This is a genomic window from Sphingomonas hominis, from assembly GCF_013328205.1.
In the GTDB taxonomy this organism is placed as follows: Bacteria; Pseudomonadota; Alphaproteobacteria; order Sphingomonadales; family Sphingomonadaceae; genus Sphingomonas; species Sphingomonas hominis.
This window is the reverse complement of sequence record NZ_JABULH010000020.1, coordinates 1-14,707: the sequence shown is the minus strand read 5'-3', so window position 1 is coordinate 14,707 and position 14,707 is coordinate 1. Positions and strand designations below refer to the sequence as shown.

Sequence of the window (14,707 nt, the reverse complement as noted above, 5' to 3'; positions counted from 1 at the left end):
GTGCGCGCGATCGTGACCGACCCGGCGCCCTGCGTCATCGTGTAGTCGGCATAGTTGCCACGCAGCACGCCGGTGTCGTCGCCTGCACCGCCGTCAACGGTGTTGGTGCCCGCACCCACCGCCAGCACGTTGCTGCCGGCGGTACCGGTCAGCGTGCGCCCGCCCGCGTTTAGGACCAGCGTGGTGCCGTCGACGAAGCGGTAGCTTTCAACATTTGAGAAGGTCGTCCGCTCGGTGCCGTCGCTGCTGGTGAAGCGCGCGGTTGTCGCGTTGATCGTCTCGATCAGATACTGGTCGCTGGTCAGCTCCAGCACGCCGGTATCGTTGCCCGCACCACCGTCGACGGTGTTGGTGCCGGTGCCGCCCGCGAGCAGGTCGTCGCCTGACCCGCCGTTCAGCACGTCGTCGCCCGCACCACCGAAGAGCAGGTCGTTACCCGACCCGCCGTTCAGCGTGTCGTCGCCCGACCCGCCGTTCAGCGTGTCGTCACCCGACCCGCCATTCAGCGTGTCGTCGCCGAGCCCGCCCGAAAGCTGGTCGTTGCCGCCACCGCCGTTGATCGTGTCATCGCCCGTGCCGCCATTGATCAGATCGCCGAACGAGGTGCCGGTGATGATGTCGTCACCATCGGTCGCCTGCGCCTGCGCGCCGGTCTCCTCCGAGCCGTTGATCGTGTAGGTCACGTTCTGCGTCGTCAAGACACCGAACTGGTCGGTTGCCGTCACGGTGAAGTTCGCGGTGATGCTCTGCCCGGCGTCGAGGTAATCGGGCGAGGCGAGGTTGAAGGCATAGGTGCCCGTGTCGCTGTTCACCGTAAACGCCGCGACGATCGCTGCCTGCTGCGCCGCGGTCAACGTCAGCCCGCTTGCCGTCACGCTCGACGCGGTGCGCGCGAACGTGTCGGTATCACCGACGTCGTCGGTCACCACTACCCGGCCGGTCAGCGCGATCGCGCTGTCGGTCTCGGTAACGGTCTGCGTGTAGGGTCCCGCCTCTGCCGACGGTATCGCCGGGTTGGTCAGCGACACCTGCAGCGCGTAGGTCGAGCCCGTCTCCATCGGGTCCGGCGCCGAGTTGTTACCAACACCCGGAAAGCGATCAATCGCCACCGTGTAGGTGCCGGCCGGCAGCGTCCGCGTCAGGAAGCTGTAGTTGCCATACTCGCCCGGGTTCGTGCCGTTCTGGTCGCCGGCATCGTCGTTTCTGGCAACGATGTTGCCTGCCGAGTTGTAAAGCGCGATCGTCGTGTCGATCGGGTTGCCGTTCGGATCAAACGCTTTGTCGACGTCGAGCGTCACCGTGCCGCCACCTGCACCGACCGTGAAGGTATAATAGTCGATCACGCCATCGCTGGTCGTCCCCTGGATCGAGACGTGCGGGACTGTGGTCGCGTTGCCGACATCCGGGTTGGCGGCATAGCCGAACAACCCGTCGAGGCTGGTCGCGGTCGCGAAGCTGCCGTTGGCGGGACTGTTGTCGACCAGCACCGACGTGCCCGGCTGCACCACCACCGGCGCGTCGTTGACGCCGTTGATCGTCACCGTGACCTGCTGCTGGGTGCCGTCGGCGGTCAGCGCGGTGAACGTCTCGGTGCGCGTGTCGCCTTCGCCGATCTCCTGGATGGCGCGCTGGTTGTTGTCGGCGGTGTAGGTGTAGGTCCCGTCGGCCGCGATCACGAACGTGCCGTAGCTGCCCACGATCGTGTTCGCCTGGTAGCTCGACTGGTTGGTGTCGGCGTCGGTCACGGTCAGCGTGCCGGTCGCGACCAGATTGGTCGTGCCCGTCGCCACCGCATCCTCGGTCACCGAAACCGCGACGTCGCCACCCGTCAGCGGTGCGTCGTTGACGCCGTTCAGCGTGATCGTGAACGTGCCGGTGCCGGTCGCATTGGCAGCACCAGAGTCGTCGGTCGCCGAGATCGTGTAGGTCAGCACCAGCGTTTCGGTCAGCGCGTTCACCGCCGCGTCGTTGGGCGTGAAGGTGTACGAACCGTCCGAATTGACGACCAGCGTGCCATAGGCGTCGTTGATCGCATTCTCCTCCGCCGAGCCGGCGCGCGCGAAAGTGAAGTCGCGGTCGCTCACATCCGCGTCGGACAGTCGGCCGACCGGCTGTGTCTGCGACGTACCCTCGACCATCGCCAGCGGCTCGAAGATGAGACCGCCGTTGGCGTTGACGTTGCTGATCCGGCCGCTGAACGCCTGGAACGTGTCGGTCTCGCTCGTGTCGTTATAGGTCACGAGGTCGCCGCCCGTCAGCACCGGCGTGTCGTTGGTGCCGTTGATCGTCACCTCGACCGTGTCCACGCCGCTGCCATCGGTCGATTGGATATCGAACCGTTCGGTCACCGTCTCGTTCGCGCCCAGGAACTGCACCCGGTCGTTGCTGACAGTGTAGGTCCACTTGCCCGCCGCATCGATCGTGAAGACACCGTATTCGCCACCCGTCCCGTTCTGCGGCTCGATCGTCGCCTGGCCGGTATCGACGTCCGACACGGTCACGGTGCCGCTCGTCGTCAGCGTCGCCGGAGCGTCATCGGTCGCCGGCGTGACGTTGACGTCCTCGGTGACGCTGCCGGTAAGCTGCCCGCCGATGGTCGCATCGTCGTTCGCGCCGGTAATGTTGATCGTGAACTCGGACCGGCTGGTCGAGCCCGCATTGTCGTTCACCTCGATCGTGTAGGTGAGCGTCTGCTGCGCGCCCTCGGGCAGCGCGTTGATCGCGGCGTTGTTGGGGGTGAAGGTGTAGGTGCCGTCGCTGTTCAGCGCGAACGTGCCGTAGGTCGTGTCGGGCGTGCCGACGACCGTGTAGGTGTATACGTCGCCGCGGTCCGTGTCGGTCAGCTGGCCGACGCCGTTCGCACCGTTCGACGGGTCGTTGTCGATCCGCCCGGTGAGAACCGCGAACGTGTCGGTCGCCGCCGTGTCGGCGATCGTTGCGATCGTCGCGCCGCCCAGGATGACGGGATCGTTGGTGCCCGTGATCGTCACCGTCACCACCTGGCTCGCCGTGCCGTCGCTCGACACCGCGGTGAAGCTGTCGGTGATCGTATCGCCCGCGCCCAGCTGCTGGATCGCGGTCTGGCTGTTGTCGGCGGTGTAGGTCCAGTTACCCGCGCTATCGAGCGAGAAGCTGCCGTGGCCGTTCACGCCCGTGGTGTCGCTTTGCGTACGGAACACCGCCTCGCCGGTGTCGGCATCCGTCACCGTCAGCTGACCCGTCGTGGTCAGGTTGGGCGTCGTCGCATCCTCGGTCACGCCACCGGTCGCGGTGCCGGTGATCGTCGCGGTCTCGTTCGCGCCCATCACCGTGAAGGTGAGCGTCGCAGGCGCGGAGTCACCCACATCGCCGTCATCGGCGCGGTAGGTGAACACGTCCTGCCCAGTCGCCCCGGCGTTCAGCGCCACCGTCGCCGCGGTATTTGCGACATAGCTGTAGCTGCCATCGGCATTGAGCGTCAGCGTGCCGTAGGTACCGGTCAGCGCCTGACCGACCGCGCCCACGGTATCACCGAACGACACCGCCGCGACGACCTTCTGGTCCGCTCCCCCCTGGTCGAGGTTGACGTCGTTCGCCAGCACGCCGGTCGCGGCCGTTGCGGTCAGCGTCGCCGGGGTCGCGCCCGCCGTGGTGGTCGAGGTCGCGGTGACCGCGCCCGTGTCGTCGCGGCTCGCGACCAGTGCGTTGCCGTCCTGCACGGTGACCGTGAACACGTCGTCGCCGTTGACGAAGCTCACGCGCTCGATGTTGCTCAGACGGTCGGTGCCGAGGCTGCCGCCCGGCGTGATCCGCAGCTCGTCGCCCAGCTGCACCGCGATGCCGTCGGCCGCAGCCACGCCGCGGTAGACCGCGGTGTCGGTGCCCGCACCGCCGTCGAGCTGGTCGTTGCCGGCCCCGCCCTCGACCGCATTGTCGCCCGCGTCACCGATGAACTGGTCGTTGCCCGACCCTAGGATCACGTTCTCGAAGCCCGAAACCTGGTCGACGCCGCCCTGCGCGCCCGCGTTCACCTGACCCTCGGCCAGGTTGACCTGCACGATGTTGGTGATGTCGCCGTAGAAGAGCGTGTCGACGCCCTCGCCACCGATCAGCACGTCGTTGCCCGCACCGCCCGAGACGAGGTCGTTGCCCGCCCCCGCGTCGATCGTGTTCGCGCCCGCATTGCCGACGATCACGTCGTCACCGCCGCCCGAGGTCACGTTCTCGATCCCGCGCAGCGCGTCCACCCCGATCGCACCGCCGTAGGCGTAGCCGACCGCGGTCGTCACCGGCAGGTTGTTGCGCACCAGGATCGCCTGCAGCCGCGCGCCGATGTCGGCGGGCGCCCCGGTCGGGAACACCGCGCCCGCACCCTGGCTGCGGTCCGTCTCGACCAGGTTGATGACGAGGTTCGCGCCCGCGCCTTGCGAGGTGTAGGTCACCGTGTCGGTGCCCGCACCACCGTCGTAGAAGTCGTCGCCCTCACCGGCCCCGCCGACGAGCGTGTCGTTGCCGTCGCCGCCCGAGACGTCGTCGTTGCCCGCACCCGTCTCGATGAAGTCGTCGCCGGTGCCACCGGTGACGCGGTCGTTGCCGCGATCGGTGATGATCCGGTCGTCGCCCGCACCGCCGTCGACCACGTAGCTCGCCGTGCCGAGGCCGGTGAACTGATCGTTCCCCGTACCCGTTGCGATGATGCGCGTGTCGCCCGTGTTGTTGTCGGTCACCGTGAACGTGTCATTATTGTCCTCACCCGTCACGGTGACCGTCACCGTCGCGGTGCCGCCACCGTTCAGCGTGTAGGTGAACGTGTCGGTCGCATGCGTCTGATCGAACGGCGCACCCGAGTCCGGCCCCGCCAGACGCTGGAACGCACCGTTGGGATTGTAGGCATAGGTACCGTCGCTGTTCAGCGTCAGCAGCGCGCCCGAGGCGAGCGTGATCTGCTGCCCCACGTCCGCCGCCACGCCGTTGACCGCGGCGACCGTCTTCGGCCCGCCGTCGACGTCGGTATCGTTGCCCAGCACGTTGCCGCTCGTCGTGCCCGTCTCCAGCACCGCACCCGTATCCGCCACCGCCACCGGCGCGTCATCGACCGGGGTCACCGTGATCGTCGCTGCGGTAACTGCCGTGCCGCCGTCACCGTCGGTCAGCGTGTAGCTGAGCGTGCGCGTCGCACCCGACGGGTTCTCGGACGCGTTGGCATAAGCGACCGCCTCCGTTACCTGCTGCACCAGCGCCGGCGTCGCATTCGCGTTGAAGCTGATCACGAGCGCCGCGCCGTTCAAGCCGCCGGTGTAGCTGCCGATCTGCGCGGTCGGAAAGAAGAGGGGGACGGGTGTGCCATCCGGGCCGGGAAGGAAGCCCGTCGAGCCGGTGCGAATGAACCCGCCCGATGCCTGCACCGTCGGCGATGACAGCGACAGCTGATCCTCCGCCGCGCTGCCCGCGGTGAACGCCACCGTCAGCGTGCCACCGTCGAAGTTCGCCGAGTCCGCATCGGTCACCGTCGCGGCGGGCGCGATCGCGGTCGGCACCTGATTCTCGGTATACGCCAGCGTGGCCGAGGTGCCCGCGCCCGCACCGTTCAGGTCAACCACCGGCGCATCGTTCACCGCCGTCACCGTGATCGTCAGCGTGTTGGGTGTCTGATCGGTGTTATGCCCGCCGTTCGACGTGCCGCCATTGTCCTGCACGCGGAAGGTGAGCGTGACGTCGCGCGTCATGTTGGTGTCGGCGGGCACGAACACCAGCCGGTTCGCGGCAATGTCGGCGGCCGAAACGAACTGGCCCGCCGCCACTGCCGAAGGGATCCCGTTCACGCTGAGGAACAGCGTGCCCGTCGTCGGCACCGTGTCGACGAACGCGCCGTTGAAGCTGTTGGCTGGCGTGTCGGCCGGGTCGGAGAAGCCGAAGTTCGCGGTCGTCACGGTAATCGCGGCATTCTCGGGCGTGGTGATGGTCGAGTTGGTGCCGGACGGCGCGTCGTTCACCGACGCCACGGTCAGGCCGAACGAGCCGATCGCCGACAGGTCGTTGCCGCCGTTCGCGGTGCCGCCATTGTCACGCACCTGGTACCCGAAATCGGTCTGACCGTTGGCGTCGGACCTGGGAATGAAGACGAAATCCCCGGCGTCGATCTGCGCACGCGTGATCTCGGTGTTGGCGTCCACCTGAAAATAGAAATCGCCCGACTTCAGCGCCAGGGTACCCAGCACCGCGCTCGGCAGCGAGGTGATCCGCACCGCCGCCAGGCCGTTGCCCTCGGCATCGGTGAAACCGAAGTCGCTGGCGTTGAAGACGCGAGTGGTGTCTTCCAGCGCAACGGCGAAGTTGGCCATCGACGGCAGCACCGGCGCGTCGTTGACCGAAGCAATCGCGATCGTGGCGGTCTGCGTCATGATCAGCGCGCCACCCGATCCGGTGTTGCCGCCGTCGTTCACCGTCACGCTCAGCGTGGTGGAGGCGGGCGGCGCGTCGCTGATCGCGGTAAAGGTGAGCGAGCTCGTACTCGCCGCGCCGGTGCCGAGGAACGCATTGATCTGCGCCACCGTACCTTCGATGCCGTAGCTGAACGGAACCCGGCCGGCCGCACCGCCGTCATAGGTTGCACCGGCGTAGATCCTGACGCCGCTGTCGCCCCTGTCGATCGTCAAGGCACCCGAACCTTGCGTGACCGAGATGGTGGCGGTGATCAGGTTGTTGCCCGCATCGACGTCACCGACGGTGATGTGGCCCTTCAGATTGTCCGCCACCTGCTCGGTCGCGCCCGGCAGGCCCGCGATCGTCACCGTCGGCGCGTCGTTCACCGCGGTGACCTGCACGGTCGTGGGCGTCGCCGTGCTGTTGAGCGAGCCGTCGTTGACGGTGAAGTTGATCGTACGGTCCTGCGTGCCCGGATTCTCGCTGATGGTCGAATAGGTGATGCTGCGCAGCGCCGACTGATAGGCGTCGATGCTGGCAGTGCCGCTCAGCGTCAGCACGCCGGTCCCGGTGTTGTACGCACCCGTGATGCCGTTCTGATTGGTGAAGTTCAGCCGGTCGCCGGCCGAGAAATTGCCGTTGATCGCGACCTGCGCGCCCGTCAACGTGGTGTTGTCGACGTCCGACAACGCGATCGCACCATTGACCACGGTCGCCGCGCCACCCTCGGTATGCGCAATTGTATTGCCGCCACCCGTCGCGACCGGCGCGTCGTTGATCGCGGTAATGTTGATGAACTTGGTGGCGCTGGCGGACAGCGCGCCGCCATCGCCGGAGGTGCCGCCGTCGTTGGTGGTCATCGTAATCCGCGCCGAGCCGTTCAGGTTCGCGGTCGGCGTGAACGCGATGCTGTCGTCGATCACCGCGTTGATCTGCGCCAGCGTGCCGGTCAGCACGATCGTCGACGTACCGCCCGAGTTGGTGACGGTGTAGCTCGCGCCGCCCGAGGCGATGGCGAAGTTCTGCGGCTCGCTCACGGTCAACGTGCCCGCAGTGGTCGACAGCGTCGTCGTGTAGGTCGAGGCGCCGTTGTTATCCGGGTCGACGATCGACAGGCCGGTGATGATCGTCGATCCTGCGTCCTCGTTGATCGTCTGCGTAGCGCCCGTGGTGTTGACCGGCGCGTCGTTGATCGCGGTGACCTCCACGATCGAGGTCGCGACATTGCTGTCGGCCTGACCGTCGTTGACGGTGAAGCTGATCGTGCGGTCCTGCGTCGACGGGTTGTCGCTGCGGGTGAAATAGAAGACGCTGCGCAGCGCCGCCTGATAGGCGTCGACGCTGGCGGTGCCACTCAGCGTCAGCACGCCGTTGCTGTACGTGGCCGAGAGGCCGTTCGGGTATGCAATATCCAGCTGGTCGCCGTCCGAGAAATTGTCGATCGCGACGCGTGCACCCGTCAACGTCGTGTTGTCGATGTCCGACAGCGTGATCGCACCGTTGACTTCGACCCCATCGCCTTCGGTAACGGAAACCGTGTTGCCGCCACCGCCGAGCACGGGGGCCTGCGCCTGGTAGATGATGGCGGTGGCGTCGTTGGTACGGTCGATGATGTCGACGTCGCCGTCATGGTCGATGTCGACGACGTCCATCGTCGTGCGCGTGACCTGCGTGGTGCTGAAGTCGACGCCGGCGAAGGTGGTGGAATCGTTTGCATTGGCGAAATCGGTGAACGTGCCGTCGCCGTTGTTCTGCTTGTAGCCGATGCCAACGCCTGCGACGTTGCCGTTCTGATACAGGATGTCGATGTCGCCATCGCTGTCGAAGTCGCCAAAGATCATGCGCGAGTCATACTGGCCCGTGTCGCCGATCGTGTCGGGCCCCGCCGCGAAGCCGTTTGCGCCCTGATACAGGATGCGGGTGGCGTTGTTGGTGCGATCGACGATGTCGACACGACCGTCGTGGTTGATGTCCTCGACGCTCATGGTCGTGCGCGTGACCTGCGTCGTGCTGAGGTCGATGCCTGCGAACGTGGCAGAAGCCTTGGCATCCGCGAAGTCGGTGAAGGTGCCGTTACCGTTGTTCTGCTTGTAGCCGATACCGGCACCCGCGACGTTGCCGTTCTGGTACAGGATGTCGGTATCGCCGTCGTTATCGAAATCGCCGAAGATCATCCGCGAGTCGTACTGCCCAGTATCACCGATCGTGTCGGGACCCGAGGTGAAACCCGTCGGCGTCTGGTACAGGATGTTCGTGGCGCCGTTGCTGCGATCAACGATATCGACACGACCGTCGTTGTTGATGTCCTCGACCGACAACACGGTGCGCGAGACGTTCGTCGTGCTGAAATCGACGCCTGCGAACGTGGCCGAGCTGTTCGCATTGGCAAAGTCGGTGAAGGTGCCGTCGCCGTTGTTCTGCTTGTAGCCAATGCCGGCACCCGCGACGTTGCCGTTCTGGTACAGGATGTCGATATCGCCGTCGCCGTCGAAGTCGCCGAAAATCAGCCGGGAATCGTATGCGCCGATATCGCCGATGGTGTCGTTGCCGCGAATGAACTTGCCCGCCATACATCCCCCCATGCGCGGATCGCCCAGCTTGGCCGCGATCCGTCGAAAAAATCGGAACCTCTCGCCCATGCGGAGGTTAGATTAGATTGCTCTTTATCTAATCGGCTCGGTTAGCGCCTTAACCGTGCGTTCATATTTCTTGACTGTCCGTCCCGGATTTCGCGTGCGGCGCGTCCGGTTTTGCCGACGTTGCGCGCCTGACCGCACTGGCGGTGGTGCCGAACGCGGCGCGGAACGCGCGTGCGAAATGCGCCTCACTGGCAAAGCCGAAGGCGAATGCGATCGCGCCGATCCGGCGCTGGTCCGAGGTGTCCTCCAATGCAGTGCGCGCGCGCGCCAGCCGGCGTTGCAGGATGAAGCGCGACACCCCGCCGAACCGCTCCATCACGCTGTAGAGCTCGGATCGCGACACGTTGAGCTTGCCCGCCAGCCACGCCGGATCAAGTTCGGGCGACGCGATGCGATCGTCCACCAACTGCCCGGCGCGCTGGATCAGCCGCGCATCGGCACCGCCGGGCGCGCCGGCCTTTGCACCCCCGATCGCGCCTCCGACCGCGGCGGTCAGCAGTGCGACGAACGCCTGCTCCATCCCCGCGGCACTGTCCGCCGGCAACAGCGACAGCGTCTCGGCCAGCGTTGCCATGAAGCGCGCAAGCATGGTCGCGGTCGCGCCTTCCAGGATCGCACCGTGCCATGCGGTCGCGTTGCGCGTCGGAAAGGACGCGCGCGGCAACGCGATGTTGATCACGTCGCGGCGTTCATGGTCGGTGATTGTGAACGGCTGGCCGTAATCGAGGATCATCACCGTGCCGGGCAGGCTCGTCACCGTGCGCCCGTTGGCGTTGCCCGATGCCGCGCCGCGCGCGACATATTGGACGTTAATCGCTTCGTAGCGATCCTCGGCGATCCGGGCCGCCGTGCGTATCGTGCGTCGCGCGCTCGACTCCAGCACCAGCACGCCGAAGGCGTCGAGCCGGTACGCATCCATCACCGCGTCGAACGGCTGCAGGAAATCGGTCGCCAGCACGTCGTCGAGCCGGTCGAGATAGGCGCGGCGCGCCTCGCGCTCGTCCATCCCGGTGGTGCAGAACCGTGCCCGATGCAGCGCGCCATGTGACGACCGGTCGTGCGAGCTCGGGGTCGGTGCCGCTGCCGCTGCCGCTGCCGCTGCCGACGACGCTCGAGACGGTGCTGTCGCCCGCGTCAAACCGGTGCTGTTAGATGCGCGATGCGCCGTTTCGGACATGCGCGTAATTTCTCAGGCCGCATCGACCCCGACAATGCCTACGCGTCTCAATTTTCCTTCCTATTTTGCCCCATTATCCGGCAATTCCGTTGCTTTGGCCGGTGTTGCAGCGGCAGATACGAGCCTGTCTTCTTCGCCCACGGGAACAGGTTTCTGCCGTCTCGCTCCTTCCCTGCCGCTAGCCCCGCCGCCACTCCTGCCGCCACTGCTGCCATCGTGACCTTGCTGCTGCTCAACATGGCCGCGACGACCGACCGCATGGTGTTCGGCGCGCTTGCCCCTGTGCTGTCCGAGGCGCTGCGGTTGAGCGACCGGCAACTGGCGCTCGTCACCGGTCCTGCGTTCGGCGTCGCCTATGCCGCAGCGCTGCCGTTCGCGGGCTGGCTGGTCGACCGGATCGGTGCGCGGCGCATGCTGGTCGGCTCGGTGCTGGTCTGGACGCTTGGGATGGTCGTCTCGGCATTGGCGGGGATGGGGCCAGGTGTGGGGGCGCGCGCGCTGCCGTTCCTGCTGCTCGGCCGCGGCATTACCGGCGTGGGTCAGGCCGCGCTTACGCCCGCTGCCTTTGCGCTGATCCTCGGGAACGCCGCGCCGGCGCATGTCGGGCGCGGCCTGACGCTGTTCACGGGGGCGGGAACGATGGGGCGCGGGATCGCCTTTCTCGCCGCCGGCGTACTGCTGGGCGCGTTCAATGGCTTGGGCGGTGTGCCACCCTGGTCAGCGACGCTGCTGACGCTTGCGGCGGGTAACGTCGTCTTCGTTCTCGTGGGCACACGCTTCGTCCGCGGCGGTGTTCCCGGCCAGCCGGTCGCCTGGTCGATCCTGGTACGCTGGTTGCGCACGGCGCCGCTCAGCGTCGTCGCGGCGGTCACCTCGGCGCTCGGCACCGTTGTCATCGCGCAGGCGCTGTCCGCCTGGATCGCGGTGGTGCTGGTGCGCGCGCACATGACCTCGCCCGCCAAGGCGGCGCTGCTGATCGGCGTAGTCGGGACGATCGCGAGCCCGCTTGGTCATGTTGCGGGCGGCGCGCTCACCGATAGCGGACGATTGGGCAAGGGCGGCATCGTGGCGGCAACGCTGGTGTGTGCGCCGCTGATCTGGGCGTTCGTCGTTGCGCCCACCCTGCCGATCGCGCTTGTGACGCTAGGCCTAGTGCTGGTCGCGGCGGGCATCGCCGGCGCGATCGGACTCGTGCGTGTCCAGCGGCTGATCCCGGCCGAGGTGCGCGGCACCGCCAACGGCGTGTTCATGACGCTGGTCGCGCTGCTCGGGATCAGCGGCGGGCCGCTGCTGGTTCCGCTGCTGTCGGCCGATGTCGGTCTTGGGCTGGCGGCGACGGTGCTGCTCGCCGCACTAATCGCGGCGGTCGCCGGGCTGCTGGCCGATCGCGGCACGGCCGTGGTGGCGCGATGAACGCCGCGGGATACCGTTTCTCGACTGTAGGCCGACAGTCGCACGATGCATTCGACCAATATCGCTCGATTTTCGCGGCGGGCGCAGAGACGACACGCCATGCCGATGCCTTCGAGGCCGAACTCACCGGCTATGAGTTCACGCGGATGGTGGTGCACCGGCGCCGCCTTGTCGGCATCCGGCACGTTCGCGATACGGCGCAGGTTCGCCGCACCGACTTCTCGCATTTCACCCTCACCTTGTGCCTCACCGGCGAGGTCGCCGCGATCGTCGATGAGGAGGAGCGGGTGCTGCGCCCGGGCGAGATCCTGCTGTGCGACATGACCCGCTCGGGAGTGATCCAGATCGACGGCGCGGAGACGATCACCGCCGCGGTCGCGCGCGAGGTCGTCGAGGCGGCGGGCGGAGAGCCGCGACGCTTCAACGGCCTGATTCTCGGCAGCACGCGGGCGGCACCGCTCGCGCGGTATCTCACCGCTTTGACCCATCCCCCATCGCTCGAAACGCCGACCGGCTCACCCGAGGAGGAGGTTGCCGAGCGCCTACGCGACATCCTGGCGGGGCAAGCGACAGCTGCGGCGCGGCGCGCATCGCATCATCGAGGGGCGGCTGGACGATCCGGCGTTCGACGCGGGCGAGCTGGCGGCTGCGTTGCGAATGTCGCGCGCGACGCTCTACCGCATGTTTGAGCCAGTCGGCGGGGTCGCGGCGCATCTGCTCGACCGACGCCTGACGCGGTTGCGACGACTGCTGGCGGATGGGCGCGGCAGCGCGCTCGCGCCATTGGTGGCGCGAGTGGGACTGGTCAGTGACAGCCACGCCAGCCGCGTCTTTCTCGACCGCTTCGGGGAACGACCGGGTCGCTTTGCGACGCGCAATCGTGAGATAAGCGATGCGCAGTGCGCCGCACAGGCAATGGTGACATGGACCGGGCTGTTGGCCTGATCGGATGATGCAATGATTGAACTCAGCTTGGAACTGCGCCTGATCGCCGCCTGCGTGAGGCCGCTCGCCGATGAGCGCCGGCTGGATGCGATCCGCGATGCGGCGAGCGTGCGGTTCGATGCCGAACAGGTTGTCACGCTCGCGCATCGCCACCGGGTGGAAGGATTCGTCAAACAGGGGCTGGCAGCGGCCGGCGTCGAACTTCCGGCGTCAGCGGCGAGGCGTCTCGCCACCAGCGCCGCAGCGGCGCGGCTGAAAACACTGCGCAGCGCGGGCGAGGAAGTGCGCGTCGGCCAGGCATTTGCCGCGGCCGGGATCGACGCGATCTTCATCAAGGGCGCGACCTTGGGCATGCGCGTTCACGGCACGACGGCGCTCAAGACATCATGGGACGTCGATGTGCTCGTTTCACGCGATCAGCAGGAAGCAGCGGGCGCGGTGCTGCGCGATTTGGGGTATCGGCTGTGGATCCTGGGCGGGATCGAGGATCCGGTAAAGGTGCGCCGCTTCCTCGCCGCGCATAAGGAGGCCGAATGGCGCCATGAGGGGCGCGAGACGGTGGCTGAGCTTCATACCGAGTTAGCCGATAACACCGCCGCAATACCGACGATTGGATTGGGCTCCCCGCGTGAGACGGTGGACTTGACATCGGGCGGGTCGCTTGCGACGCTCGCCACCGCGCCGCTGTTCGCCTACCTCTGCTATCATGGGTCATCCCACCTGTGGGCGCGGCTGAAATGGCTGGCGGATGTCGCCGCACTGCTGCGGGACGAGAACATCGCGCGGCTCCACGACGAAGCGGTCGCGCTGGGCGCCGGTCGTACGCCGGGCGTCGCGATCCTGCTCGCGCACGAACTGCTTGGACTGGATGCTCCTGCGCCGCTGCTCTACAGCTTGCGAGGCGATCGCGTGATCCGCCGGCTGCGGCGCTACTCGATTGCCGCGATCATCGCGGAACAGGACGAGCGTGGACGTTTGGCACGACCGTTCCGGGAACTGCTCGCCTACGCGCGCGCGCAGGCTTGGCTGGTGCCGGGCACCGCGCATCGCCGCAGCTCGATACAACGGTTCCTGATGCGTCCTTATCTGCCTCATCATCTCGCCGTCCCACGCTGGGCGGTTCCTGGCGTGATCCTGGGTGGGCTGCCGATCCGGTTATTGATGCGCCCACTTCGCTTGCATCGCGAGAGCTAGGTGTTCAGTCCCGGCATCTGGTGGATCGGGTCGACGATGAACCGGTCTGGCTCTGATGTCCAGATTTTGACGATGTACTCGTAGGGTGTGAGGCCGCTGAGCGTCTTGAGGCGGCGGGCAAAGTTATAGGCGGCCATGAAGTCGGTGAGGTGCGTCCGCAGTTGGTCGTGGCTCTCGTAGTGGAAGCGTTTGACGGTCGCCTCCTTGATGGTGCGGTTCATTCGCTCGACTTGTCCATTGGTCCACGGGTGGTTCGGTTTGGTGAGCCGGTGCTCGATGTCGTTGGCCTCGCAGATCATGTCGAAGCGCATATGGCGAGACCAGGCGGTGTCGCGGTTGCGAGGCTGCTCGGCGAACTGAATGCCATTGTCGGTCAGGATGGTGTGGATGCGGTAAGGCACGGCCTTCAGCAGACACTCGAGGAACTCCCACGCTGTACGCCTGTCAGCCTTGTCGACCAGCTGCGTGACCGCGAACTTGCTGGTGCGGTCTATGCCGACGAACAGGTAGAGCTTGCCTTCGGCGGTCTGTACCTCGGCGATATCGATGTGGAAGAAGCCGATCGGGTAGCGTTTGAAGCGTTGCCGCTTGGGTTTGTCGCCTTCGATGTCCGGCAGACGGGAGATCCCATGCCGCTGGAGACAACGATGCAGCGCTGAGCGCGTCAGATGCGGGAGCGACGGTTGCAGGGCGTAGAGGCAGTCATCCAGCGGCAGCAGCGTGTGCCGCCGGAATGCCACAACAACTGCCTCCTCGGCCTCGGACAGGGTCGTTGAATGAGGGGCCTTCGGCCCGGTCTTCAGGTCCTCGACCGTCGCCCTTTTACGCCACTTCGCGACCGTCTTCGGGTTGATCCCCAACTCACGGCTCAGCGTCGCGAGCGAAGCTTGCGATCGCTGTATTGCTGCTCGGACAGCGTGCGTGGTCGTGGCGCTCC

General features: G+C 66.7%; 7 protein-coding genes. 4 read left to right on the top strand and 3 right to left on the bottom strand.

All coding sequences use genetic code 11. The annotated features are described in order from the left end of the window. Both HRV97_RS17050 and HRV97_RS17045 read right to left on the bottom strand, forming a co-directional pair. Window positions 1-9,041, bottom strand: a 9,041-nt coding sequence (locus HRV97_RS17050; protein ID WP_174195328.1) for a VCBS domain-containing protein, incomplete at its 3' end; no start/stop codon positions are given. A 61-nt stretch (window positions 9,042-9,102) separates the two neighbouring features. Continuing rightward, window positions 9,103-10,047: a helix-turn-helix domain-containing protein gene (locus tag HRV97_RS17045; RefSeq protein WP_174195327.1), complete on the bottom strand. Its 945-nt coding sequence runs from the start codon at window positions 10,045-10,047 to the stop codon at window positions 9,103-9,105. A gap of 387 nt (window positions 10,048-10,434) precedes the next feature. Here HRV97_RS17045 and HRV97_RS17040 point away from each other — a divergent pair, with 387 nt between their 5' ends. The 4 genes from HRV97_RS17040 to HRV97_RS17025 are packed head-to-tail and all read left to right on the top strand — an operon-like array spanning window position 10,435 to window position 13,770. Continuing rightward, window positions 10,435-11,631 (top strand): MFS transporter, encoded by a 1,197-nt coding sequence (locus tag HRV97_RS17040; RefSeq protein ID WP_174195326.1) that lies wholly within the window; start codon window positions 10,435-10,437, stop codon window positions 11,629-11,631. Beyond that, the gene (locus HRV97_RS17035; RefSeq protein ID WP_174195325.1) at window positions 11,628-12,320 is read left to right on the top strand and encodes an AraC-like ligand-binding domain-containing protein; all 693 of its coding nucleotides are present in this window, start codon (window positions 11,628-11,630) and stop codon (window positions 12,318-12,320) included. The genes HRV97_RS17040 and HRV97_RS17035 overlap by 4 nt, the downstream gene beginning before the upstream one ends. Next, the gene (locus HRV97_RS17030) at window positions 12,313-12,576 is read left to right on the top strand and encodes a hypothetical protein (protein ID WP_246248843.1); all 264 of its coding nucleotides are present in this window, start codon (window positions 12,313-12,315) and stop codon (window positions 12,574-12,576) included. Before HRV97_RS17035 ends, HRV97_RS17030 begins: the two co-directional genes overlap by 8 nt. Window positions 12,577-12,588: 12 nt before the next feature. Then, entirely contained in the window at window positions 12,589-13,770 is a 1,182-nt protein-coding gene (locus tag HRV97_RS17025) for a nucleotidyltransferase family protein (protein ID WP_174195323.1), read from the top strand. Here HRV97_RS17025 and HRV97_RS17020 read toward each other — a convergent pair. Then, window positions 13,767-14,707, bottom strand: a 941-nt coding sequence (locus HRV97_RS17020; protein WP_246248842.1) for an IS481 family transposase, incomplete at its 5' end; no start/stop codon positions are given. The two genes, HRV97_RS17025 and HRV97_RS17020, sit on opposite strands and share 4 nt — an antisense overlap.